Raw genomic sequence first — 22,453 nt, forward strand, 5'->3', positions numbered from 1 at the left:
CCGGCCAGGGGTCAGTCGATGAGCCCGAGCCCGGCGACGACGCGCAGCGTCTCGACGCCGGCGGGCGGGCAGCGGTCGGCGTCGGCCGTCGTGACCCAGTGCAGCGAGCCCACCTCCGCCGAGGGAGTCGCGGGCGGGCTGCTCGACAGCGGCTCGGCCGCGTAGAGGGTCATGTGCACGAGGCGCCCGTCGGGCTCGCCGTGTGCCTGGGTGCTGACCGTCGTCAGCTCGCGGACGCTCGCGGGGTCGAGCTCGAGGCCGACCTCCTCGCGGGTCTCGCGGGCGAGGGCGTCCTCGCCGGTCTCGCCCGCCTCCCGCTTGCCGCCGGGCAGGTACAGCACGTCGCGCCCCCGGGCGGTGACCATGAGGAGGCGGCGGTCACGGACCAGCACCAGCGCGCTGACGACGAGGGGCTCCATGGTGCCCATCCTCCCGCGTCGAGCGGTCACGGTCGGCTGCTGGTCGGCGGGGGAGCGGCACGGCGTGGCCACTCGACCCTCGGGCGGCGGGCTCAGCCGGCGGAGGCGCGGGGCACGTCGTCGACGGACCGCAGCGGGCGCGGCTCGGCGGCCGCCCGCGTGTCGGTGAGGCCGAAGAGGGCCTCGAGGCCGTCGCGGAAGTCCTCGCCGCGGCCCTCTCGGGCGAGCTCGCGGGCTCGCACCGACGGGGTGTGCAGCAGCACGCCGGCCAGGTGGCGCAGGGCGGCCTCGGTGCGGTCGGAGGAGTCGCCGCGCGACCGGGCACGCTCGATCTCGGAGTCGAGCAGGTCGAAGACGTGCTGGCGCAGCGCCACGACGGCCGGGGTCAGCGACTGCTCGGCGGCGACGGCCTGGAACTCGGCTGCGGCGTCGGAGACCATGGCGCGGGCGTCGTCGGCGGCGGTGAGCTGGGTGAGCGGGGCGTGCAGGCTGATCGTCTCGAGGTCGAGCAGCTCGACCCCCGGCACCGTGGCGACCAGCGGGTCGACGTTGCGCGGCAGGCCGAGGTCGATGACCAGGCGACGCGAGGCGTCGACGACCTCGGGCACGACGACCGGGGTCGTCGTGGTCGTGCAGGTGACGAGCACGTCGCTCCAGGCGATGGCCTCGGCCAGGTCGTCGAAGGCGCGGAGGTCGTGCTTGAGTCCGAACCAGGAGGCGCGGCCCGACGACGAGAACACGGCGAGGTCGTCGGCGCCGCGGTCGCGGAGCGCGGTGACGGTGGTGGCGGCGTACTGGCCCGTGCCCACGATGAGCACGCGGGCGTGGGCCCAGTCCGTGACGCGGGAGGAGGCCAGCTCGAGGGCGAGGCGCACAAGCGACCGACCCGCGCCTCCGACGTTCGTGCGGTTCTTGACGCCGCGCGACGTGTGCGAGGCCTTCTGGAAGAGGCGCTCGAGGTCGGACGACGTCGTGCCGACCTCGCGGGCGCGCTCGAGGGCGCGGCGCACCTGGCCGGAGATCTCGTCCTCGCCGATGACGACGGACTCGAGGCCGCTCGAGACGGCGAAGAGGTGCTCGACGACCTCGTCGCCCGTGATGACGCGCACGGTGTCGCGCATCTCGTCGGGGTCGACGCCGCTGGCCTCGCTCATGGTGCTGATGGTGGCCTCGACGGCCACGGCGCTGGCGGCGGTGAGGGGCTCGTCGACGTCGAGGTAGGCCTCGAAGCGGTTGCAGGTCGCGAGCACGACGGCCCCGCTGACGAAGTCGCTGCCGTCGACCAGGGTGGTCGCCGCCGAGGGTGCGCCGATGCTCAGCTTCTCGAGGAAGTCGAAACTGGCGTTCTGGTGGGACGCCGTGAGGCAGATGAGCACTGAGCGATCCTAACTCTGATCGGCTGTTTCGGCTGGGCGTTGACTCGACGTCGAGAAGATGCTCGGGTTCGGGGGCCATGATCGTTGCCGAATGCAACACAGTGCACCACGAGGAGGACCATGACCACCACCACCAGCACCCAGTGGCAGCTCGCCGCCCGCCCGGTCGGGGAGCCCACCGCCGACGACGTCCGCCGCGTCGAGGTCGAGCTGCCCGAGCTCGCCGACGGCGAGGTCCGCGTGCAGAACGCCTTCCTCTCGGTCGACCCGTACATGCGCGGCCGCATGAACGACGTGAAGTCGTACGTGCCGCCCTTCGCGCTCGACGAGACCATGACCGGCGGCGCCGTCGGCGAGGTCGTCGAGTCGCGCAGCGACGACCTGCCGGTCGGCACCGTGGTGCTGCACGACCTGGGCTGGCGCGACGTCGCCCAAGGCCCGGCCGCGGGCTTCCGCGCCGTGCAGCCGACCGAGGGCGTCTCGCTCTCGGCGTACCTCGGCGTGCTCGGCCTCACGGGCCTGACCGCCTACGTCGGCCTCACCGAGATCGCCCACATCCGCGAGGGCGACGTCGTCTTCGTCTCCGGCGCGGCCGGCGCCGTCGGCACGATGGTCGGCCAGATCGCCCGCCTCAAGGGCGCCTCGCGCGTCGTCGGCAGCGCGGGCAGCGACGAGAAGGTGGCGCTGCTCACCTCGAAGTACGGCTTCGACGCGGCCTTCAACTACAAGACGGGCGACGTCGCCGAGCTGCTGGCCGAGGCCGCGCCCGAGGGCATCGACGTCTACTTCGACAACGTGGGAGGCGACCACCTGTCGGCCGCGCTGGGCGCCTTCAAGGACGGCGGCCGGGCAGCCCTCTGCGGCTCGATCGCGAACTACAACGCGACCGGTGCCCCCGTCGGCATCACGAACATGACCAACATGGTCACGCGCGGGCTCACGATGCAGGGCTTCACGCTCGGCAACTACCGCCACGTCGCCCCCGCCTTCCAGGCCGAGATGGGCCCGTGGCTGGCCGACGGGCAGGTCGTCCACGACGAGACCGTCGTCGACGGCATCGACTCGGCCTTCGACGCGTTCACCGGCCTGATGCGCGGCGAGAACGTCGGCAAGATGGTGGTCCGCGTCGGCTGACCCGCGCCTCCGGCCCACGAGGTGACGCGACCGGGGGCCTCGGCGCTCGCCGGGGCCCTGGTCGGGTCGCCTCGTCGGCGCCGCGGGCGCCGCGCGGCGCGGCGGCACCGCGGCGCCTCGACGTCGAGCGGCCCCCGCCGGCCGCCCAGCGCCCGGGTGCGAGGATGGAGCACGTGACCCTGCCCGACCAGCACCCCCTCAGCTCCGGCCTCACGAGCGGCTCGCCGCTGGTGCGCGCCCTCCGCGGCGACCGCCCCGACCGCCTCCCCGTCTGGTTCATGCGCCAGGCCGGCCGGTCGCTGCCCGAGTACCGCGAGCTGCGCGTCGGCACGAAGATGCTCGACGCCTGCCTCGACCCCGCGCTGTCGAGCGAGATCACGCTCCAGCCCGTCCGCCGCCACGGCGTCGACGCCGGCATCTTCTTCAGCGACATCGTCGTGCCGATCAAGCTCGCGGGCGTCGCGGTCGACATCGTCCCCGGCCGCGGCCCGGTGCTCGAGTCGCCGATCCGCACCCCCACCGACGTCGCGGCCCTCCGCCCCCTCGAGCTCGACGCCCTGTCGTCGATCGCCGAGGGCGTCGCCCGCACCGTCGCCGAGCTGGGCGACACCCCCCTGATCGGTTTCGCCGGCGCCCCGTTCACGCTCGCGGCCTACCTCGTCGAGGGCGGCCCGTCGAAGGACCACATCCGGGCCCGCACCCTCATGCACAGCGACCCGGAGACGTGGGAGGCGCTGCTCACCTGGGCGGCGGACGTCACGGGGGCCTTCCTGCGCGCCCAGGTGCTCGCCGGCGCCAGCGCCGCCCAGCTCTTCGACTCATGGGTCGGCAGTCTCTCGCTCGCCGACTACGAGCAGCGCGTGGCCCCGTTCTCGGCCCGGGCGCTCTCGCACGTCGCCGACCTCGACGTGCCGACGATCCACTTCGGCGTCGGCAGCGGCGAGGTGCTCAGCGCGATGCACGGCATCGGCGTGGGCGCCGTCGGCGTCGACTGGCGGATCCCGCTCGACGAGGCGTCGCGGCGACTCGGCGGCGACGTGCCCGTGCAGGGCAACATCGACCCCGCGATGCTCCAGGCGCCCTGGCCGGTGCTCGAGGCGCACGTCCGCGACGTCGTCCGCCGCGGCCGCGCCGCCCCCGCCCACGTGCTCAACCTCGGCCACGGGGTGAACCCCGACACCGACCCCGACGTGCTGACGCGCATCGTCGAGCTGGCCCACACCCTCTGAGGAGGCGCGAGACCGTGACCGACGCGACCAGCGCACCCGGGGCCAGCGGCTCCGGGGCCGCGACCCGCGCCTCCTCGGAGGCACCGGCCGCGGGCGACGTCGTCGTGGTCGGCGGGGGAGTGGCCGGGCTGGTCGCCGCCCGTGACCTCGCGCTCGCGGGCCGGCGGGTCGTGCTCGTCGAGGGCGGCCCCCGCCTCGGCGGCGAGGTCGCGCGCCACACGGTCGCGGGCATCGACCTCGACGCCGGCGCGGAGAGCTTCGCGACCAAGGGCGGCACGGTCGCGGCGTTCCTCGACGAGCTGGGCCTCGGCGACGACGTCGTGCTGCCCGACCCCCGCGGCGCGTGGGTGCAGCACGGCGCGGGCGAGGCGTTCCCGCTGCCGCGCACCGGCCTGCTCGGCGTGCCCGGCGACCTCGGCGCGGCCGACGTCGTGGCCGTCATCGGCGAGGAGGCCGCGGCCGAGGCCGCCCGGCTCGACTCCGCCCCCGGCGAGGTCGGGGTCGACGAGGTGATGGTCGGGCCCTTCGTGCGCGCCCGGATGGGCAGCGCGGTGCTCGACCGGCTCGTCGCGCCGATCGTCGGCGGCGTCCACTCCGTCCACCCCGACGCGCTGCCGGTCGACCGGGTCGCGCCGACCCTGCGGCGCGCGCTGCGCGACGAGGGCTCACTGGCCGCCGCCGTCCGCAGCGTCCGTGCCCTCGCGCCGGCGGGCTCGGCCGTGGCCGGCCTCCGCGGCGGCATGGCCCGCCTCGTCGACGCCCTCGTCGCCGACCTCGACCGCCTCGGCGTCGACGTCCGGCTCGACAGCCCTGTGGCCGGGGTCGACTCCCGCTCGGTGACCCTGGCCACGGGTGAGCGCCTCGACGCCCCGCACGTGCTGCTCGCCGTCGGCGACGGCGCCGCCCGGGCGCTCGCCGGCCGCCGCGCCCCCGAGCCCGGCCTGATCACCCTCGCCACGATCGTGCTGCGCGACGACCGGCTCGACGTCGGGCCGCGGGGCACCGGCGTGCTCGTCGCTCCGGGCGCCGTCGGGGTGCGCGCGAAGGCGCTCACCCACGGCACCGTCAAGTGGCCCTGGCTGGCCGAGGCCGCGGGGGGCCGTCACGTCCTCCGGCTCAGCTACGACTCGCCCGTCGTCGACGCGGGCACCCCCGACGACGAGCTGCGCCGCACCGCGCTGGCCGACGCGTCGGCCCTGCTCGGCGTCGACCTCGACGAGCGCTCGGTCGAGGGCACCGCCCGGGTCGTCTGGGACGCTCCCCTCCCCCAGGAGGCGCCCCCCGCCTCCCCCTCTCCCCTCGACGGCGTCGTGCGCGTCGGCGGTGCCGTGGCCGGCCGGGGGCTCGCCGCCGTGATCGCCCGGTCGCGTCGCGCCGCCGCGGAGCTGCTGGAGGGCTGACGACCCGGAGCGCGGCCCGCCGCTCCCTCCACCGCGGGCGCGCTGTCCCCGCCCGGCGGGTCGGCATGCCCGTCCGGGCATCTCGGTGCGGCCCCGGGCTACATTGGACCCACGCGCCGGGCACTCGTCCGCGCGCGGACGACATCGAATGGAGCGACATGCGAGGCAAACTGATCTTCGTCGCCGGAGCAGCACTCGGGTTCGTGCTGGGCGCGCGCGCCGGGCACGACCGCTACGACCAGATCGCCGACAAGACGTCGAAGGTGTGGCACAGCCGCGCCGTGCAGCGCCAGGTCGTCAAGGCGGAGGACTTCGCGGGCGCGAAGGCCGCCGACGCCGTCGACGCGGTCGTCGAGGGGGTCAAGTTCCTCGTCACGCGCGCCTTCGGCGGCGGGAAGAAGAAGAAGTGACCGACTCCACCCGGAGCGCCGGGGTGCGGCACGGGGGGAAGGCGTCCAAGCGGTCGTTCTTCGCCCTCGTGCAGGACGTCCCGACGCTGGTCACCGACCTCGTCAAGGGCGAGCTCGCCCTGCTCAAGTACGAGGTCATCGGCACCCTCAAGGCCTTCGGCATCGGCGCCGGCTTCCTCGTCGGCGCCCTCGTGTTCGTGTTCGCCATGCTCGGCGTGCTCCTGACCGGAATCGTGCTGCTCATCGCCATCTGGCTGCCGGGCTGGCTCTCGGCGCTCATCGTCGCGTTCGTGCTGCTGCTCGTCGCCGCGCTGCTGGCCTTCCTCGGCTACAGGAGCATCAAGAAGGGCCTGCCCGCGGTGCCCGAGAAGACGATCGCGAGCCTCAAGCGCGACCTCAAGGCGATCAAGGGCGTGGGCTCGATCCCGCGCGCCGACCTCACCGACCGCTGACCCGGCCGGGCCCCCGCCCGGACCGACAGCGCCGCACCGGCACCAGCACCGGCGCGGCACCCCGCACCGAGCAGCACCAGCACCGCATCCCCGCACCGCCCGCACCGAACGGAGTCCTCGTGAGCGACAGCAAGAACGACAGCAGCAAGGCCGACCGCACCGACGCGGACGACATCCAGGCCCGCGTCGACCGCACCCGCGCCGAGCTCGCCGCCACGCTCAACGAGCTGGAGGACAAGCTCAACGTGCCGAAGCAGCTCGGGGCCGCCGGCCACCGCGCCAAGGCGTCGTTCGAGCGCGACCGCACCCCCTGGCTCGCCGGGGCCGGCGCCGCCGCCCTGGCCCTCGCGGGCGTCGTCGTCGCCGCGGTGAAGCGCCGCTGAGCCCCTCCGCCCTCCCCGCCGGCAGCGCCGGCCGCGACGCCCGACGCCCTCCGCCCCCGGGCCGGGGGCGTCGCCGCAGATGCCTCGACGTGCTGCTACCTGGTTGGGTTCCCAGCCGTGGCGGGAGGAGAATGATGAGCATGAGTCCCAGCGCCGACGCGCCAGTCCCCGAGCTGCCGACGTCTGATTCCCCCGCCGCCCTCACGGGTGAGCCGACCCACCCCCGCACCGCCGACTCCGGCCCGGCCCCGTCGCCCGAGGGCACCCCCGGCGACCAGCCCGCCGAGACCCTCGGCTACACGCTCTGGGCCGTGCTGCGTCGCGACCCGCAGAACCCCTACGCCCCCGACCTCGACGACGTCCCGCAGCTCGACGAGCTCGTGGCCGAGCTCGCCGGCGAGGGCGTCGTCGTCCGCGGCTTCTACGACGTGAGCGCGCTCCGCGCCGACGCCGACCTGATGATCTGGCTGCACGGCGAGGTCCCCGAGGCGATCCAGTCGGCGTACCGCCGCCTCCTCCGCACCGACGTGCTCGGCGGACTGCTGCCGACCTGGAACGCCATGGGCATGCACCGCCAGGCGGAGTTCTCGCGCAGCCACAGCCCCGCCTTCATGCGGGGCGCGGAGCCCGAGGCCTGGCTCACCGTCTACCCGTTCGTGCGCAGCTACGAGTGGTACCTGCTGCCCGAGGAGGAGCGTCGTCAGATGCTCGCCGACCACGGCAAGCAGGGCGCCGCCCACCGCGCCGTCCTCACCAACACCGTGGCGAGCTTCTCGCTCGGCGACTACGAGTGGATCCTCGCGCTCGAGGCTCCCGAGCTCGTGCAGCTCGTCGACCTCATGCGCGACCTCCGCTACACGGAGGCCCGCCGCCACGTCCGCGAAGAGGTGCCGTTCTACACGGGCCGCCGCCTCACCACCACCGAGATCATCGAGGTCCTGTCGTGACTGACACCACCGGCATCACCAACGGCCAGCTCGTGCGGGCCGCCACCCCCGCGGCCGCCCAGGGCCCCGAGCACGTGAGCGAGCCCACCGAGTACGACGCCATCCTGCTGGCTGGCTTCGGCGGGCCCGAGGGCCAGGACGACGTCATCCCCTTCCTCCGCAACGTCACGCGCGGCCGGGGCATCCCCGAGGAGCGCCTCGAGGAGGTCGCGACCCACTACCGCCACTTCGGCGGCGTGAGCCCGATCAACCAGCACAACCGCGAGCTGAAGGTCGCCCTCGAGGGCGAGCTGGCCCGCCGTGGCGTCGACCTGCCCGTGATCTGGGGCAACCGCAACTGGGATCCCTACATGGCCGACGCCGTGCGCGAGGCCGACGAGCGAGGCTTCACGAAGCTGATCGCCGTCGCCACCAGCGCTTACTCGTCGTACAGCTCGTGCCGCCAGTACCGCGAGGACTTCGCGATGGCGCTCGAGGCGACCGGCCTCGAGGGCAAGGTCATGATCGACAAGGTGCGCCAGTTCTTCGACCACCCCGGCTTCGTCCAGCCCTTCATCGACGGCGTCCGCGAGGGCCTCGAGAAGGCCCGGGCCGAGAACGAGGGCCTCGACCTCGCGACCGAGGTGCAGGTGCTGTTCGCCACCCACTCCATCCCGTCGACCGACGCGGCGAAGAGCGGCCCCCAGGCGCGCGGCTTCGACGAGGAGGGCGCCTACGCCGCCCAGCACAAGGCCGTCGCGGAGGTCGTCATGGCCGCCGCCGAGGCGGGCCTTGGCCTCGAGGCCCCCGCCGAGGGAGGGACGACCGTGCCCTGGCAGCTCGTCTACCAGTCGCGCAGCGGCCCGCCCTCGATGCCGTGGCTGGAGCCCGACATCAACGACGCCATCGACGACCTCGCCGGCGGCCCGACGCGGGCCGTCGTCATCGTGCCCCTCGGCTTCGTGAGCGACCACATGGAGGTCATGTGGGACCTCGACGAGGAGGCGCTGGAGACGAGCGAGAAGAACGGCTTCTGGGCCACGCGCACGCCCACCCCCGGCATCGACCCGAACTACGTCACCGGCCTCGTCGACCTCGTGCTCGAGCGCGTCGAGGGCGTCCCGGCGGAGGACCGCCCGCACCTCACCGACATCGGCCCCTGGTACGACGTCTGCCGGCCGGGCTGCTGCGAGAACGTGCGCCTCGGCTTCAAGCCCGCCGTCTCGGGATTGGTGCCGTAGCGACGTGACCACCCTCCGAGTAGGAACGCGGGCCAGCGCCCTCGCCGTCGCGCAGTCGACGACGATCGCCGAGCGGCTCGCGGAGGCCACCGGCCACGACGTCGAGCTCGTGCGCGTCCACACCGAGGGCGACCGCACCCAGGCGACCGGTGAGTCGCTGTCGCTCGGCGGCACGGGCGTCTTCGCCAGCGCCCTGCGCGCGGCGCTGCTCGCCGACGAGTGCGACGTGCTGGTGCACTCCCTCAAGGACCTGCCCACCGCCTCCCACCCGGGCCTCGTGATCGGGGCGATCCCGGGCCGCGCCGACGCCCGCGACGCGCTCTGCGCCCGCGACGGCCTGACCCTCGAGACCCTGCCGCAGGGCGCCCGGGTCGGCACCGGCTCGCCCCGCCGGGTCGCACAGCTGCTGTCGGCACGGCCCGACCTCGAGGTCGTGCCCATCCGCGGCAACGTCGACACGCGCCTCCGCCGGGTGACCGACGACCTCGACGCCGTCGTGCTCTCCGCGGCCGGCCTCGGCCGTCTCGGCCGCCTCGACCAGGTCACCGACTTCCTCGGCCTCGGCCCGTGGCCGAGCGCCCCCGGCCAGGGCGCGCTCGCCGTCGAGGTGCGCGAGGGCGACCCCGACCCGGACCTCGCCCGCGCGCTCCGGGCCGTCGACCACCGCGAGACGCGTCTCGTCGTCACCGCCGAGCGCCAGGTGCTCGCCGCGCTCGAGGCCGGCTGCTCGGCGCCGATCGGCGCCACCGCGGTCGTCGACGCCGGCCTGCTGCTGCTCAGCGCCACGGTCTACCGGCCCGACGGCGGTGCCCACGTCAGCGCCTCGCACGCGGTCTCGCTGGAGGGCGGCTCGCTCGCCGACCAGCTCGTCGACGTGCACGAGGTCGCCGGCCGCGTCGTCACCGAGCTGCTCGAGCTCGGCGCCGCCGACCTCGCCCCGCTCGGCGAGGGCCCCGGCGGCGGCGACCCGGTCGGGAGCGCCTCGTGACCGCCGGCAAGCCGCTGAAGGGCGCCCGGGTGCTCGTGCCCCGCGGCGGCAAGTGGGGCGACGGCGTCTCGGCGTCGCTGCGCTCGTTCGGCGCCTCGCCCGTCATCGCACCGCTGATCAACTTCGCCCCGGCCGAGACGCCCGAGCTGCTCGCGGCGGCCCTCGCCCGGCTGCAGGCCGGCGTCTACGAGTGGCTCGTCGTCACGAGCGCCACCACCGTCGACGTGCTGGTCGGCCACGGCATCCGCCCGCCGGCCGAGACGCGCATCGCCGCCGTCGGCGAGACGACCGCGGCGGCCCTGACCCTGTCGGGGTACCGCGTCGACTTCGTGCCCGAGGGCGACAACAGCGCCCGCGGCCTCGTCAAGGAGTGGCCGGGTTCCGACGTCACGGGCCGCGTGCTCGTGCCGCAGTCCGACATCGCCGAGCCGACCCTCGTCGCCGGCCTCTCGGCCCGAGGCTTCGACGCGGAGTTCGTCGCGGCCTACCGCACCGTGGGCGTGCCGGTGAGCGACGAGGTCGCCGCCGACGTCGCCTCCGGCTCGATCTCGGTGGTGCTCGTCACCTCCGGCAGCGTCGCCCGGCAGATCGCGGCCCAGCTCGCGCCCCTGCCCGAGTCGACGCTCGTCGCGTGCATCGGCCCCCGCACCGCCTTCGACGCCCGTGCCGCGGGGCTGCCCGTGCACCTGATCGCCGAGACCCGCTCCGCCGCCTCGCTCGTCGAGGCCGTCGTCGACCACGCGAGCGCGCTCGCGGCCGACGCCCCGCCCGAGGCCCCTCGCCTCGACGAGGCGCTCTGAGGCGCGGGGCGCGCACGACGTGCCCCGCGCCTCCCGCCCCTCCGTCCGTCCGCGCCACGAGCGCGGCACCGGCCCCCGCACCTGATCACCCGAGAAGGACCATGTCGCAGTTCCCCCGAGTCCGCCCCCGTCGCCTCCGCGCGACCCCCGCCATGCGCCGCCTGGTCGCCGAGACCCGGCTGCACCCCGCCGACCTCGTGCTGCCGATGTTCGTGCGCGAGGGCATCGACGAGCCCCAGCCGATCAGCTCGATGCCGGGCGTCGTGCACCACAGCCTCGCGAGCCTCCCGCGTGCCGTCGAGGAGGCCGCCGAGGCCGGCGTCGGCGGCGTCATGCTCTTCGGCGTGCCGCTCGAGAAGGACGCCGTCGGCTCGGGCGCCACCGACCCGCAGGGCATCCTCAACGTCGCGACCCGCGTCGCCGCCGACGCGGCCGGCGGCGCCCTCGTCGTGCAGACCGACCTCTGCCTCGACGAGTTCACCGACCACGGCCACTGCGGCGTCCTCGCCGACGACGGCTCGGTCGACAACGACGCCACGCTCGCGCGCTACGACGAGATGGCGGTCGTGCAGGCCGACGCCGGCAGCGAGCTGATCGGCATGAGCGGCATGATGGACGGCCAGATCGGCTCGGCCCGCGAGGCCCTCGACGACGCCGGCCACGGCGGCACCGCGCTGCTCGCCTACGCCGCCAAGTACGCCTCGGCGTTCTACGGCCCGTTCCGCGAGGCCGTGCAGTCGACCCTCGTCGGCGACCGTCGCACCTACCAGCAGGACGCGGCGAACGGCCGCGAGGGCATCCGCGAGGTCGAGCTCGACCTCGCCGAGGGGGCCGACATCGTGATGGTCAAGCCCGCGATGAGCTACCTCGACGTGCTCGCCGAGACCGCGGCGATGAGCCCCGTGCCGGTCTGGGCGTACCAGATCAGCGGCGAGTACGCGATGATCCAGGCCGCCGCCGCGAACGGCTGGATCGACGCGGACGCCGCCTCGTACGAGAGCGTCCTGTCGATCAAGCGCGCGGGAGCCGACACGATCCTGACGTACTGGGCGACCGACCTGGCCACGCGCCTCCGGAAGGGGCACCTCTGATGAGCGACCACAGCAACGACCACTACTTCACCCGCGCCAAGCAGTCCATCCCGGGCGGGGTCAACTCGCCGGTGCGCGCCTACGGCAGCGTGGGAGGCACGCCCCGCTTCCTCGTCGGAGCCCGCGGCCCCCACGTTATCGACGCCGAGGGGCGCGAGTACGTCGACCTCGTCGCCTCGTGGGGCCCGGCCATCCTCGGCCACGCCCACCCCGAGGTCGTCCGGGCCGTGCAGGAGGCGGCGGCGCGCGGCCTGTCGTTCGGGGCGTCGACCCCGGGCGAGACCGAGCTGGCCGAGCTCGTGCGCGAGCGCGTGGCCGTCGGCGACGCGCACCCGATCGGCAAGATCCGCATGGTGTCGACCGGCACCGAGGCGACCATGACGGCGATCCGCCTGGCCCGCGGCTACACCGGGCGCGACCTTCTCGTGAAGTTCGCCGGGCACTACCACGGGCACTCCGACTCGCTGCTGGCCGAGGCCGGCTCGGGCGTCGCGACCCTGTCGCTGCCGGGCTCGGCGGGCATCACCGCCGAGACGGCCGCCCAGACCCTCGTCGTGCCGTACAACGACCTCGACGCCGTGCGCGCCGTGTTCGACGAGCACGGCCCGCGCATCGCGGCCGTCATCGTCGAGGCGGCCTCGGCGAACATGGGCGTGCTGCCCCCGGTGCGCGGCTTCAACCGCGGCCTGTCGGAGATCACGAAGCGCCACGGCGCGCTGCTGATCGTCGACGAGGTGCTCACGGGGTTCCGGGTCGGGCCCGCCGGCTGGTGGGGCCTCGAGGCCGCCCAGGTCGTGCCCGACGGCGCGGGCTGGGAGCCCGACCTCGTCACCTTCGGCAAGGTCATCGGCGGCGGCCTGCCGCTCGCCGCGCTCGGCGGCCGCGCCGAGGTGATGGACTTCCTCGCCCCGCTGGGGCCGGTCTACCAGGCGGGCACGCTGAGCGGGAACCCCGTCGCCGTGGCCGCCGGCATCGCGACGCTGCGGCTCGCGACCCCCGAGGTCTACGCGAAGCTCGACTCGCTCGCCGACCAGCTGTCGGCCGAGGTCTCGTCGGCCCTGTCGGCGGAGGGCGTGGCGCACACGGTGCAGCGCGCCGGGTCGCTCTTCTCGTTCGCCTTCACCGACACGACGCCGGTCGACTACGACGACATGCGCGCGCAGGACACCTGGCGCTACCCGCCGTTCTTCCACGCGATGCTCGACGCCGGGGTCTCGCTGCCGCCGTCGGTCTACGAGGCGTGGTTCGTGACGGCGGCGCACGACGAGGCGGCCGTGTCGCGCATCGTCGACGCACTGCCCGCCGCCGCGCGGGCGGCCGCCGCCGCCACCGCGTAGCGCGCGGCGCCCGCCGCACGTCGAGGTGACTCGATCGGGGCCCCGACCACGGTCGAGGGCCCCGATCGGGTCACCTCGACGTCGTCCGCGGCCGGGAGCGCGCCCGCCAGCGCCCGTCGACGCGGTCGATCGCCAGCGGGTGGTCGAAGGCCGCCGAGACGAGCTCCGACGTGAGCACCTCGTCGGCCGGGCCCGACGCCGCCACCCGGCCGTCGCGCAGCAGCAGCGCGTGGGTGGTGCTCGCCGGCAGGTCTTCGAGGTGGTGGGTCACGGTGACCGACGCGACCTCCGGGTGCGCGAGCCGCAGGGCGTCGACGGTGTCGAGCAGGTGCTCGCGCGCGGCGACGTCGAGGCCCGTGGCCGGTTCGTCGAGGAGGAGCAGGGCGGGCTCGACGAGCAGCGCGCGGGCGATCAGGGCCCGGCCGCGTTCACCCTGCGAGAGGACGCTCCAGAGCCCCTCGCGCCGCGACTCCAGCCCGACGGAGGCGGTGAGCAGGTCGGCGCGCGCCTCCTGCTCCGGGGTGGGCCGCCACCGCGCCACGGGGTCGGTGCTGCCCGTCAGCCCGGTGAGCACGACCTCGCGCACGGTCGCGTCGCCGAGCACGCGGTGCCGGGGGTCGACGTGGCCCACGTGCTGCCGGAGCTCGCGGAGGTCGACGCGGCCGAGCCGGTGGCCGAGCACGTCGACGGTGCCGCTCGTGGGGTGCCCGAGGGCCCCGGCGAGCGTAAGCAGTGTCGTCTTGCCGGCGCCGTTCGGGCCGATCAGCGCCCAGTGCTCGCCCGCGCGCACGTGCAGCGAGACGTCGTCGAGCAGGTCGCGGCCCTGTCGGGTGACGCGCACGTGCTCGACGGCGAGGACGAGCGGGGCCCCGCCGACCGGCTCGGGGGGTGCGTCGGCGAGGCCCCCGGTCACGCCTGCGCGGCGTAGAAGCCGGTCTCCCGGACGGCCGCGAAGAACGGGGCCAGGGCGGCCGACTGCCGCTGCAGCAGGTCGGCGACCCCCTCGGCGTCGCGCCGGGCGACGCCCTCGGCCACGGAGGTCGTCGTCGAGGCACCGAGCTGCCAGGGGTATGCCGAGTTCTCGGCGAGGCGGCGGAACATCACCGTGGTGAGGCGTGAGACGGGCTCGGCGCAGGCGAGCAGCGTCGGGCTCCCGGCCGCGCGCATGAGCACGTCGAAGAGCGCGAACATGGCGTCGATCGACTCGGGCGTCTCGACGACGCCGTCGCTCAGGCGCAGCTCGGCGAGGCGCGTGATCTCGGCGACGTCGGCGTCGCTCATCGTCGCCACGCCCCGGGTCGCCGCGAGCGACCAGAGGCCGAGGATGGTGGTCGAGCAGTCCTCGAAGAGCTCTGCCGTCGGCGTCACCACGCGGGTGTACCGGTTGGCCTCGATCTCGACCAGGCCGAGCTCCTCGAGCTTCGCGATCGCCTCGCGCACGGGGGTGCGGCTGACGCCGAGCCACGTGACGAGCTGGTCGTCGTTGAGTCGCTCGCCGAACTCGAGCGTGCCGTCGCCGATCGCGGTGACGAGGCGGTCGAAGACGACGTCGCGCAGCAGGCGTCGGGGCGTGGGGACGGCGTCGGGCACGGGGATGGGCACGGTGTCTCGCTCCTGCAGGGTGCTGGTGGTGCGGGGGTGCTGGTGGTGCGGGGGAGGCGCGGGTCGGCGCCGGTCGGGCGGCCCTGCTCGTCGCAGGGCCGCCCGGGAGGTCACGCAGCGTAGATGCCGCTGCCGGAGACCTCGTCGAAGTACGCGCCGAACGAGGCCGGCTGCTCGCGGACGAGGCGGGCCGCGGCCTCGCCGTCGCCGTCCGCGACCGCGTCGCGCAGGCCGCGGGTCAGCTCGACGGCCTGCTCCCACGGGTACATCCCGTCGGTCGCGGGGCGACGGAGGACGAGCAGGAGGCGCGGCCCGGTGGCCGCCCAGAGGCGACGGAGCGACGAGCTGCCGGAGGCGTCGAGCAGGAGCTCGTTCATGCGGACGAGATCGGCGACGTCTTCGGGCTTGCGCTTCGAGAACGCGGTGAGGCGGCGGTCGAGGATCGCCGTCACCTCCTTGCGCTGCTCCTTGGTGAGGGCGGGCACGCCGCGCTCGACGACGAGGGCCCAGACCTGGTAGCCGGTCTCGACGGTGTCGGTGAACTCGGCGAAGGTCGGCGCGACGATGCGCGTGTACCGGTTCGCCTCGATGTCGACGAGGGCCTGGTCGGCGAGCTTGGCGATGGCCTCGCGGACGGGGGTGCGCGAGACGCCGAGCCAGGCGACCAGCTGGTCGTCGTTGAGGCGCTCGCCGAACTCGAGGGTGCCGTCGATGATCGCGTCGAACATCTTGTCGTAGACGACGTCGCGCAGCAGGCGGCGGGGGGCGGGCGGCTGGTCGGTCAGGGTGGGGATCGGCATCCGGGTGCTCCTGTTCGGGGGCGGGAGTGGGGGTGCGACGGGCTCACGGCCCAGGGCGGGGCCCTGGTCACCGGTCGAGGCGCATGTCGCACCACCATGTACGAGGACGTATCGGGTATCCGGTACTTCACACGACCTTAGTACGGTCGGGGCCGCCGTGGCGAGCCCACGCCGTGACTTCGTGACGAGCGCTCAGCGGCGCACGTCGACGACGGTCCGGCCGCGCACCGACCCGGCCACGATGCGGGGCCCGAGCTCCACGACCTCCGAGAGGCCCACCTCCGTCGTCATCGAGTCGAGCAGGTCGAGGTCGAGGTCGGTCGCGAGCCTCGCCCACGCTTCGCGGCGCAGCTCGACCGGGGCGTCGACCGAGTTGACGCCGGCGAGCGACACGGCGCGGAGGATGAACGGCAGCACCGAGGTCGGCAGGTCGGCGCCCTGCGCGAGCCCGCAGGCGGTCACGGTGCCGCCCCACCGCGTCTGCGCGAGCACGGAGGCGAGCGTCGTGCTGCCCACCGAGTCGATCCCTCCGGCCCAGCGGGCACGCTGCACGGGCCGGCCGGCCTCGGCGAGCTCGGAGCGGTCGACGACCGTCGTGGCGCCGAGGCCGCGCAGGTACCCGCCCAGCTCGTCGACGCGACCCGAGGAGGCGGTGACCGAGTACCCGAGACGGCTCAGCAGCGCGATCGCCACCGAGCCCACGCCTCCCGCGGCCCCGGTCACGACGACCTCGCCGTCGCCGGGGCGGACGTCGCGCTCGAGCCGCAGCACGCTGAGCATCGCGGTGAAGCCCGCGGTGCCGACGGCGGCCGCCTGCCGGGCGGAGACGCCCTCGGGCACGAGCACGAGCGAGCCCGCGTCGACCACGGCCCGCTCGGCGAAGCCGCCGTGCCGGCTCTCACCGATGCCCGCGCCGTTCAGCACGACCAGGTCGCCCGGCGACACGGCGGGGGAGGCGCTGGTCGCGACGGTGCCCACGAGGTCGATGCCCGGCACGAGCGGCAGCGTGCGGGCCACGCCGGGGTCGCCCGCCAGGGCCATGCCGTCCTTGTAGTTCAGGCTCGACCAGGTCACGTCGACGACGACGTCGCCCGTGCCCAGGAACTCCTGCTCGATCTCCCGCACGGAGGCGGGGCGGTCACTCTCGACGACGACGGCGCGCATGGCGACACGCTACGCGCGCGGGCTGGGGCGCGGCCCTCCCCGCCCGGCGACGGGGCGCCTCCTCGGCGGTCGCTCAGCCGAAGAGGATGGCGGCCTCGTCGTAGCGGTGCTGCGGGACCGTCTTGAGGCTGTCGAGGGCCTCCTCGAACGAGACGTGCACGATGTCGGTGCCGCGCAGCGCCACCATGCGGCCCCAGCGGCCCTCGACCACGCTGTCGCTCGCGGCCATGCCGAGGCGGGTCGCCAGCACGCGGTCGTAGGAGGTGGGGGTGCCGCCGCGCTGGATGTGGCCGAGCGTCGTCGCCCGCGTCTCGATCCCGGTGCGCTCCTCGATCACCGGCGCGAGGCGCTCGCCGATGCCGCCGAGGCGCGGGCGCCCGAAGGCGTCGAGGCCCCGCTCGGAGTGGGCGTCGCTCTCGTGGTCGGGCACGAAGCCCTCGGCGACCACGACGAGCGGCGCCCGGCCGCGGTCGTAGGCGGCCTTCACCCACGCGACGATCTGGTCCATGCTCGTCGCCTGCTCGGGGATGAGGATGGCGTGCGCGCCGGCGGCCATGCCCGAGTGCAGCGCGATCCAGCCGACGTGGCGGCCCATCACCTCGGCCACCATGCAGCGGCTGTGCGAGTCGCCCGTGGTGCGCAGGCGGTCCATGGCGTCGGTGGCGACCTGCACGGCCGTGTCGAAGCCGAACGTGTAGTCGGTGGCGCCGAGGTCGTTGTCGACGGTCTTCGGCACGCCGACGATCTTCAGGCCCTCGTCGGTGAGGCGCTTGGCCGCCGCCAGGGTGCCCTCGCCGCCGATCGCCATGATGGCGTCGATGCCGAAGCGGTCCATCACCTCGCTGATGCGCGCGACGCCGCCGTCGCCCTCGAACGGGTTGGTGCGGCTCGTGCCCAGGATGGTGCCGCCCTGCTTGGCGATGCCCTGGATCTCCTTCCGCGTGAGCGGCATGACGTCGCCGTCGACGACGCCCCGCCAGCCGTCGCGGAAGCCGACGAACTCCTGCCCGTGGATCGTCGTGCCCTTGAGCACGGCCCCGCGGATGACCGCGTTCAGGCCGGGGCAGTCGCCGCCGCTGGTGAGGATACCGATTCGCATCGCGCTGCTCCGTCGCATGTCGGGCCCGTCGGGCCGGCCGAGATCGGTCCCATCATGGCGCACCCGCGGCTGGACGGCAGCCCCGACGGCCGGGGTCGCCGTCGGCCGCGGTTGCTAGCCTCGTGCGCATGACCGACCAGCCCGCCCCGCGGCCCCCGTCGCCCTGGGCCCGCTTCGCCCGCCCGGCGCCCGGCGAGCAGCGGCCGCGCGCCGAGGTGCAGCCCCCGCCCGCGCGGCAGGGGGCGCCCGGGCAGGGCGGGGCCGACCAGGCCTGGGCCGGTCAGCCGTTCCCGCAGGTCGGGGGTCAGTCGCCGCAGCCGTTCCCGCAGCACCCGCAGCCGTTCCCCGCGCCCGCGGCCGCGACGGCGGCGGCGCAGTGGGCCCCGCAGGCCGCGCCCCCGCAGGCCGCCGCGCCGCAGGCCTCGTCGGCGCAGGACGCCCTGACCTGGCCGGCCCCCGCCGCCCCCGGGGTCGGCTCGTACTTCGCCGTCGGCGACGACGAGTGGCCCCCGCCGCCGCGGCCGCGCGACGGCGCCGACGAGGGTCGCGGCCTCGCCGTCGCCTCGGTCGTCTTCGGGGTCTTCGCGGCCCCGCTCGGCCTCGTCTTCGGCCTCGTGGCCGCCCGGCGGGCCGCGGCGGCGGGGGCGTCGGCCGCCCTGGCCCGCGTCGGCCTCGTCGTCTCGAGCGTCATGATCGTCGTCGGCCTCGTCGCGGGCGTCTCCGCCCTCGACTACGCCGCCCGGCTGTCGTCGACGTGCGCCCAGCTCGGGCCGGGCGAGTACGTCGACGACCAGGGCCGCGGCGTCACCTGCGACTGACCGGGCCGGCGCTGTCGGCCCTCACCGCGCCTCCTACAGGGCGACGGTGCCCGTGTCGGCGATGTTCTGCGGGTGCCCGCCGGTCACGGCGGCCTTCGCGTACTTGAGGAAGGTCACGGCCTTCGGCTCGTTGCTGACCCAGTACTCCGCCGTCTCGACGTCGACCTCGATGAGGGCGACGGTCGGGTCGTCCTTGCCCTGGTCGAACCAGGCCTCGGTGCCCGCGCTCCAGAACTCGTCGATCAGGGCGCGGTCCTTGACGATCGAGGCCTCGCCGGCGAGCGAGAGCCAGCCCTTGCCCGTCTCGACGGCGACGTTGACGTGGGGGTGCGCCTTGATGTCGTCGACCTTGGGCGAGGGGTCGGGCGTGAAGAAGTACACCTTGCCGTCGAACTCGCGGTCGACGACGGCGAGCGGGCGGCTGACGAGGCGCTGGCGCGCGCTCTGGGTGGTGAGGATCCCGATGCGGGCGGCGTCGAGCACCTCGGCGACGCGGCGGATGTCGTTGGTCTCGGTCATGGCGCCGAAGCTACCCGGGGAGGCGCACCGCCCCTCCCAGGGACCGCCGCGTCGTACCCCGGAGCGGCGCCGATCCGGTCGGCTCGGTCCTCCCCCTCGCGCCGAAGGGCATACATGCCCTACCGTGGAACTCCAGTTCTGTACATCGAGGAGGTCCCCGTGCCGGTCCCCACCACGACGACCATGCGCATCCCCCGCCGCCTGCACCGAGACGAGGTGTACGACCGGCTGCTCGAGGCCATCCTCGACGGCACGTTCGAGCCGGCGGAGCGCATCCGCGACCACGACCTCTCGGCCTGGCTCTGCGTCTCGCGCACCCCGATCCGCATGGCGCTCGCGCGGCTGGGCGACCTGGGGCTGGTCGAGACGACCTCGACCCGGGTCACGCGCATCGCGCCGGCCCGCCCCGAGCTGCTGACCGACCTCGTGCGCACCACCTGGGGCCTCTGGGCCCTCGCCGACGCCGATGTCGCCGCGGCCGAGCCCGCGGGCCGGGCCGGCCTCGTGCGAGCCCTCGAGGCGGGGGAGGCGCGGTGCGGGGAGGTGCGCGCCGGCGCCCCCGAGGCGGCGGCCGCGGTCACGACCACCCTGTGCGAGGTGGGCGCCGCGCTCGCCGCGTTCTCGGCGAACCGGTCGCTCGGCGCGGTGCTCGAGCACCTCGGCCTCCTGCTGCACCACCACGCCTCGGGGGTCGGGGGCGAGGCCGACGCGGGCCTGCTCGTGCAGGGCCTCGCGGCCGCCCGTCACGCCGCCGCGGCGGGGGAGCCCGGCGCCTGGGGCGCGGCCCTGGTGCGGCTCGACGACCGCGTGGTCGCGGGCGTCGCGGCCTGACGGGCCGGCCGCCCGCGCCCGGGTCTGACGGGCCGGCCGCCCGCGCCCGGGTCTGACGGGCCGGCCGCCCGCGCCCGGGTCACCGGGAGGTGCGGTGGCGACCCGTCGCGACGAGCTCGGGGGCGGGCACGCTGCCGAGCAGCGGCTCGAGCGTGCGCCGGCCGAGCAGTGTCACGACCGCGTCGCCCGCGGCGCACCACTCCCGGTGGTCGAGGGCCCGGCGCAGCTCGGCCACGGGGGCGGCGAGCGAGGGGGAGTCGAGGGGCAGCGCGAGGTGCCGCGAGAGGAAGGCCGTGCGGTTCTGCAGCGGCTCGGAGGCCTGCCGCGCGAGGGGGTTGCCCGAGACCGGCAGGAAGGCGCCCGTCGCGGCCAGCAGGTCGGAGCAGGTGGCCCCGGGCCGGTCGAGCACCCGGACGACCGTGGCCGCGAGGCGCGACACCTCGACCGGGTCGGCGTCGCCCGCGGACCTCACGGCGACGCCGTGCAGGAGCCCGAGCAGCTCGAGCGAGTCGAGCAGGTCGGCGGCCGTGGCCGGCGCGACGCGCGTGAAGCGGTTCGCCTCGATCTCGACCAGGCCCTGGTTCGCCAACCGGGCCAGCGCCTCCTTCACCGGGGTCTTCGAGACGCCCAGCCAGGTCGCGATGTCGTCCTCGAAGAGGCGCTCGCCCGGCCGCAGCGTGCCGTCGACGATCGCGCCGAGGACCGACTCGAAGGTCAGGTCGCGGAGGAGTCGGCGCGGGCCGCGCGTGGGTCGCTCAGGTACAGGCATGGCTCCTCCGTCGTCGGACACGTGGAACATCATACGTCTCATGGTCGGCCGTGTCGCGGGTGAGATGTCGGCGCCGTCGCCTACCATCGCCGCATGACGCTCTCACCGGCCCTCGACGCCTCCGCGGGCGCCGTGCCGGGCGACGACGCCGCGCCGCTCGAGAGCACCTGGTCGCCCGCGGCCCCCGTCGACGTCCGGGCCACCCTCCGGCCGCTCGCCCGCGGCGCGGGCGACCCCGCGTGGCGGGCGGTCGGCGGCCAGCTGTGGCGGGCCGTCCGCACCCCGGCGGGCGCGGCCACCCTGTGCCTGACCTCCGGGCGTGACGGCGTCCACGCGGCGACCTGGGGCCCCGGCGCCGAGTGGCTGCTGGCCTCCGTGCCCGAGATGCTCGGCGAGGGCGACGACTGGTCGGGGCTCGACGTCTCGGGGGTCGACTTCCTCGCCGCCGCGCGGCACCGGGCACCGGGCCTGCGGCTCTCGCGCACGGGCCTGGTCGTCGAGTCGCTCGTGCCCGCGGTGCTCGAGCAGAAGGTGACGAGCCGCGAGGCCTGGCGGGCCTGGCGCGAGCTGGTGCGCCGCCACGGCGACCCCGCGCCCGGGCCGGCGCCCGAGGGCCTCACCGTCCCGCCCGACGCGGCCACCTGGCGCCGGGTGCCCAGCTGGGAGTGGCACCGGGCCGGCGTCGGCCCGCAGCGCTCCGACACCGTGATGCGGGTCTGCGCCGTGGCCGCGTCGCTCGAGCGCACCGTCGCCCTGGGGCGCGGCGGCGCCGAGGTCGAACGCCGGCTCCGCTCCGTGCCGGGCGTCGGCGTCTGGACGGCCGCCGAGACGATGCAGCGCGCGCACGGCGACCCCGACGCGCCCAGCGTCGGCGACTACCACCTGGCCGCCCTCGTGGGCTGGGCCCTCGTCGGCCGGCCCGTCGACGACGACGGCATGCTCGAGCTGCTCGAGCCGTGGCGGGGGCACCGGGGCCGGGTGGTCCGCCTGATCACCGGCAGCGGCTTCTCGAAGCCGAAGTTCGGGCCGCGGATGACGATCCAGGACCACCGGTCGCACTGAGGCGAAAGGCCCGGTGGGCGTGAGGCCCGGTGGGCGTGAGGCCCGGTGGGCGAGAGGCCGGGCAGGCCCTCAGCAGGGCCGAGCGTCGGCGGCCCGCGGTGCGGGGGCGTCGGGGGAGGCGTCGTCGCCGATCGCGGCGAGGACGCGCTGGGAGAACCCGCGGACGACTCCGGCGTCGGCGTCGAGCGCCTCGACGAAGTAGCGGCGGATGGCCTCGGTGTGCCCGCGGGTCGCCGCGAGCATGGCCCGGCGGCCGTCCGCGGTCAGCTCGACCCACGTGCCGCGGGCGTCCGACGAGCAGTCGGAGCGCCGCACTAGGCCGCGCCTCTCCATGCGGGTGACCTGGTGGCTGACGCGGCTCTTCTCCCAGCCGATCTGCTCGGCGATGTCGCGCACGCGGAGCCGCCGGTCGGAGCTGCGCCCGAGCCCGACGAGGATCTCGTACTCGGGGGCGGAGACGCCGGAGTCGTGGTGCAGCCGGAGCTCGAGGGCCCGGTCGAGGCGGCGCCGCATCGCGTAGAACTCGTCCCAGACGGCCCAGTCGTCGTCGGTGAGCGGGTCGGGCATGGGCCCAGCATAGGGACGCGTGCCAGGGCAGGGTCG

At 75.3% G+C, this 22,453-nt stretch carries 25 protein-coding genes; 15 read left to right on the plus strand and 10 right to left on the minus strand.

Translation table 11 applies throughout. The annotated features are described in order from the left end of the window. Positions 1–11: 11 nt before the first annotated feature. Both IFT45_RS10385 and IFT45_RS10390 read right to left on the minus strand, forming a co-directional pair. The gene (locus IFT45_RS10385; protein WP_056059226.1) at positions 12–419 is read right to left on the minus strand and encodes an NUDIX domain-containing protein; all 408 of its coding nucleotides are present in this window, start codon (positions 417–419) and stop codon (positions 12–14) included. 92 nt (positions 420–511) lie between these two features. Next, positions 512–1,795: a glutamyl-tRNA reductase gene (locus tag IFT45_RS10390; RefSeq protein ID WP_192128040.1), complete on the minus strand. Its 1,284-nt coding sequence runs from the start codon at positions 1,793–1,795 to the stop codon at positions 512–514. A gap of 120 nt (positions 1,796–1,915) precedes the next feature. Between IFT45_RS10390 and IFT45_RS10395 the strand changes: the two genes are divergently transcribed. The 12 genes from IFT45_RS10395 to hemL all read left to right on the plus strand — a co-directional run bounded on the left by IFT45_RS10395 (position 1,916) and on the right by hemL (position 13,186). Continuing rightward, positions 1,916–2,929 (plus strand): NADP-dependent oxidoreductase, encoded by a 1,014-nt coding sequence (locus IFT45_RS10395; RefSeq protein ID WP_192128042.1) that lies wholly within the window; start codon positions 1,916–1,918, stop codon positions 2,927–2,929. Between the two features lie 164 nt (positions 2,930–3,093). Next, positions 3,094–4,158 carry a uroporphyrinogen decarboxylase gene (hemE, locus tag IFT45_RS10400; protein ID WP_192128044.1) on the plus strand — a complete coding sequence of 355 codons (1,065 nt, stop codon included), beginning with the start codon at positions 3,094–3,096 and terminating at the stop codon, positions 4,156–4,158. Between the two features lie 14 nt (positions 4,159–4,172). Beyond that, a complete protein-coding gene (locus tag IFT45_RS10405; protein ID WP_371810960.1) occupies positions 4,173–5,558 on the plus strand; it encodes an NAD(P)/FAD-dependent oxidoreductase in 1,386 nt (461 codons plus the stop codon). Between the two features lie 158 nt (positions 5,559–5,716). Continuing rightward, the gene (locus IFT45_RS10410; RefSeq protein ID WP_056058020.1) at positions 5,717–5,968 is read left to right on the plus strand and encodes a hypothetical protein; all 252 of its coding nucleotides are present in this window, start codon (positions 5,717–5,719) and stop codon (positions 5,966–5,968) included. Next, the gene (locus IFT45_RS10415) at positions 5,965–6,420 is read left to right on the plus strand and encodes a phage holin family protein (RefSeq protein ID WP_235491290.1); all 456 of its coding nucleotides are present in this window, start codon (positions 5,965–5,967) and stop codon (positions 6,418–6,420) included. Before IFT45_RS10410 ends, IFT45_RS10415 begins: the two co-directional genes overlap by 4 nt. Before the next feature lie 119 nt (positions 6,421–6,539). Next, a complete protein-coding gene (locus tag IFT45_RS10420) occupies positions 6,540–6,803 on the plus strand; it encodes a DUF3618 domain-containing protein (RefSeq protein WP_056058017.1) in 264 nt (87 codons plus the stop codon). A 140-nt stretch (positions 6,804–6,943) separates the two neighbouring features. Continuing rightward, complete coding sequence (gene hemQ / locus IFT45_RS10425) at positions 6,944–7,750, plus strand: hydrogen peroxide-dependent heme synthase (RefSeq protein ID WP_370543586.1); 807 nt, start codon at positions 6,944–6,946, stop codon at positions 7,748–7,750. Next, entirely contained in the window at positions 7,747–8,970 is a 1,224-nt protein-coding gene (locus IFT45_RS10430) for a ferrochelatase (protein ID WP_255465115.1), read from the plus strand. The genes hemQ and IFT45_RS10430 overlap by 4 nt, the downstream gene beginning before the upstream one ends. 4 nt (positions 8,971–8,974) lie before the next feature. Next, the gene (hemC, locus tag IFT45_RS10435) at positions 8,975–9,958 is read left to right on the plus strand and encodes a hydroxymethylbilane synthase (protein ID WP_185230664.1); all 984 of its coding nucleotides are present in this window, start codon (positions 8,975–8,977) and stop codon (positions 9,956–9,958) included. Next, the gene (locus tag IFT45_RS10440) at positions 9,955–10,758 is read left to right on the plus strand and encodes a uroporphyrinogen-III synthase (RefSeq protein WP_056058011.1); all 804 of its coding nucleotides are present in this window, start codon (positions 9,955–9,957) and stop codon (positions 10,756–10,758) included. The genes hemC and IFT45_RS10440 overlap by 4 nt, the downstream gene beginning before the upstream one ends. Positions 10,759–10,859: 101 nt before the next feature. Continuing rightward, positions 10,860–11,849, plus strand: coding sequence for a porphobilinogen synthase (gene hemB / locus IFT45_RS10445; protein WP_185230663.1), 990 nt, complete (start codon positions 10,860–10,862; stop codon positions 11,847–11,849). Continuing rightward, positions 11,849–13,186: a glutamate-1-semialdehyde 2,1-aminomutase gene (gene hemL, locus IFT45_RS10450; RefSeq protein WP_056058004.1), complete on the plus strand. Its 1,338-nt coding sequence runs from the start codon at positions 11,849–11,851 to the stop codon at positions 13,184–13,186. The genes hemB and hemL overlap by 1 nt, the downstream gene beginning before the upstream one ends. Before the next feature lie 70 nt (positions 13,187–13,256). Here hemL and IFT45_RS10455 read toward each other — a convergent pair whose 3' ends face one another. The 5 genes from IFT45_RS10455 to IFT45_RS10475 form a co-directional block, all read right to left on the minus strand. Continuing rightward, on the minus strand, positions 13,257–14,099 hold the full coding sequence (locus IFT45_RS10455) for an ATP-binding cassette domain-containing protein (RefSeq protein ID WP_192128046.1): 843 nt from the start codon (positions 14,097–14,099) through the stop codon (positions 13,257–13,259). Beyond that, on the minus strand, positions 14,096–14,902 hold the full coding sequence (locus IFT45_RS10460; RefSeq protein WP_371810961.1) for a GntR family transcriptional regulator: 807 nt from the start codon (positions 14,900–14,902) through the stop codon (positions 14,096–14,098). The genes IFT45_RS10455 and IFT45_RS10460 overlap by 4 nt, the downstream gene beginning before the upstream one ends. Next, a complete protein-coding gene (locus tag IFT45_RS10465) occupies positions 14,899–15,588 on the minus strand; it encodes a GntR family transcriptional regulator (RefSeq protein ID WP_056057993.1) in 690 nt (229 codons plus the stop codon). The genes IFT45_RS10460 and IFT45_RS10465 overlap by 4 nt, the downstream gene beginning before the upstream one ends. A 192-nt stretch (positions 15,589–15,780) precedes the next feature. Then, positions 15,781–16,752: an MDR family oxidoreductase gene (locus IFT45_RS10470; protein WP_192128048.1), complete on the minus strand. Its 972-nt coding sequence runs from the start codon at positions 16,750–16,752 to the stop codon at positions 15,781–15,783. Between the two features lie 73 nt (positions 16,753–16,825). Continuing rightward, positions 16,826–17,851: a 6-phosphofructokinase gene (locus IFT45_RS10475; RefSeq protein ID WP_056057987.1), complete on the minus strand. Its 1,026-nt coding sequence runs from the start codon at positions 17,849–17,851 to the stop codon at positions 16,826–16,828. A gap of 128 nt (positions 17,852–17,979) precedes the next feature. Between IFT45_RS10475 and IFT45_RS10480 the strand changes: the two genes are divergently transcribed. After that, positions 17,980–18,669, plus strand: a complete 690-nt coding sequence (locus tag IFT45_RS10480; RefSeq protein ID WP_185230655.1) for a hypothetical protein — start codon at positions 17,980–17,982, stop codon at positions 18,667–18,669. A 33-nt stretch (positions 18,670–18,702) separates the two neighbouring features. Here IFT45_RS10480 and IFT45_RS10485 read toward each other — a convergent pair whose 3' ends face one another. Continuing rightward, entirely contained in the window at positions 18,703–19,188 is a 486-nt protein-coding gene (locus tag IFT45_RS10485; RefSeq protein WP_056057979.1) for a pyridoxamine 5'-phosphate oxidase family protein, read from the minus strand. 159 nt (positions 19,189–19,347) lie between these two features. Between IFT45_RS10485 and IFT45_RS10490 the strand changes: the two genes are divergently transcribed. After that, positions 19,348–20,019, plus strand: a complete 672-nt coding sequence (locus IFT45_RS10490) for a GntR family transcriptional regulator (RefSeq protein ID WP_192128049.1) — start codon at positions 19,348–19,350, stop codon at positions 20,017–20,019. 79 nt (positions 20,020–20,098) lie between these two features. Here the strand turns inward: IFT45_RS10490 and IFT45_RS10495 are convergent, their stop codons facing one another. Then, a complete protein-coding gene (locus IFT45_RS10495) occupies positions 20,099–20,809 on the minus strand; it encodes a GntR family transcriptional regulator (RefSeq protein WP_185230651.1) in 711 nt (236 codons plus the stop codon). A 72-nt stretch (positions 20,810–20,881) separates the two neighbouring features. Here IFT45_RS10495 and IFT45_RS10500 point away from each other — a divergent pair, with 72 nt between their 5' ends. Next, the gene (locus tag IFT45_RS10500) at positions 20,882–21,850 is read left to right on the plus strand and encodes a DNA-3-methyladenine glycosylase (RefSeq protein WP_056057970.1); all 969 of its coding nucleotides are present in this window, start codon (positions 20,882–20,884) and stop codon (positions 21,848–21,850) included. Positions 21,851–21,919: 69 nt separating this feature from the next. On the opposite strand, the gene IFT45_RS10505 is transcribed toward IFT45_RS10500, so the two are convergent. After that, entirely contained in the window at positions 21,920–22,417 is a 498-nt protein-coding gene (locus IFT45_RS10505) for a MarR family winged helix-turn-helix transcriptional regulator (protein WP_056057968.1), read from the minus strand. Positions 22,418–22,453: the final 36 nt, after the last annotated feature.

Origin of the sequence: Frigoribacterium sp. CFBP 13707 (assembly GCF_014842245.1) — a bacterium.
Lineage (GTDB): Bacteria > Actinomycetota > Actinomycetes > Actinomycetales > Microbacteriaceae > Frigoribacterium > Frigoribacterium endophyticum.

Bases quoted from the DNA above. Each gene is read 5' to 3' on its own strand.
- IFT45_RS10385 (WP_056059226.1), bottom strand. From the start codon at position 419: ATGGAGCCCCTCGTCGTCAGCGCGCTGGTGCTGGTCCGTGACCGCCGC.
- IFT45_RS10395 (WP_192128042.1), top strand. From the start codon at position 1,916: ATGACCACCACCACCAGCACCCAGTGGCAGCTCGCCGCCCGCCCGGTC.
- hemE (WP_192128044.1), top strand. From the start codon at position 3,094: ATGGAGCACGTGACCCTGCCCGACCAGCACCCCCTCAGCTCCGGCCTC.
- IFT45_RS10410 (WP_056058020.1), top strand. From the start codon at position 5,717: ATGCGAGGCAAACTGATCTTCGTCGCCGGAGCAGCACTCGGGTTCGTG.
- hemQ (WP_370543586.1), top strand. From the start codon at position 6,944: ATGAGTCCCAGCGCCGACGCGCCAGTCCCCGAGCTGCCGACGTCTGAT.
- hemB (WP_185230663.1), top strand. From the start codon at position 10,860: ATGTCGCAGTTCCCCCGAGTCCGCCCCCGTCGCCTCCGCGCGACCCCC.
- hemL (WP_056058004.1), top strand. From the start codon at position 11,849: ATGAGCGACCACAGCAACGACCACTACTTCACCCGCGCCAAGCAGTCC.
- IFT45_RS10465 (WP_056057993.1), bottom strand. From the start codon at position 15,588: ATGCCGATCCCCACCCTGACCGACCAGCCGCCCGCCCCCCGCCGCCTG.
- IFT45_RS10470 (WP_192128048.1), bottom strand. From the start codon at position 16,752: ATGCGCGCCGTCGTCGTCGAGAGTGACCGCCCCGCCTCCGTGCGGGAG.
- IFT45_RS10475 (WP_056057987.1), bottom strand. From the start codon at position 17,851: ATGCGAATCGGTATCCTCACCAGCGGCGGCGACTGCCCCGGCCTGAAC.
- IFT45_RS10480 (WP_185230655.1), top strand. From the start codon at position 17,980: ATGACCGACCAGCCCGCCCCGCGGCCCCCGTCGCCCTGGGCCCGCTTC.
- IFT45_RS10485 (WP_056057979.1), bottom strand. From the start codon at position 19,188: ATGACCGAGACCAACGACATCCGCCGCGTCGCCGAGGTGCTCGACGCC.
- IFT45_RS10500 (WP_056057970.1), top strand. From the start codon at position 20,882: ATGACGCTCTCACCGGCCCTCGACGCCTCCGCGGGCGCCGTGCCGGGC.
- IFT45_RS10505 (WP_056057968.1), bottom strand. From the start codon at position 22,417: ATGCCCGACCCGCTCACCGACGACGACTGGGCCGTCTGGGACGAGTTC.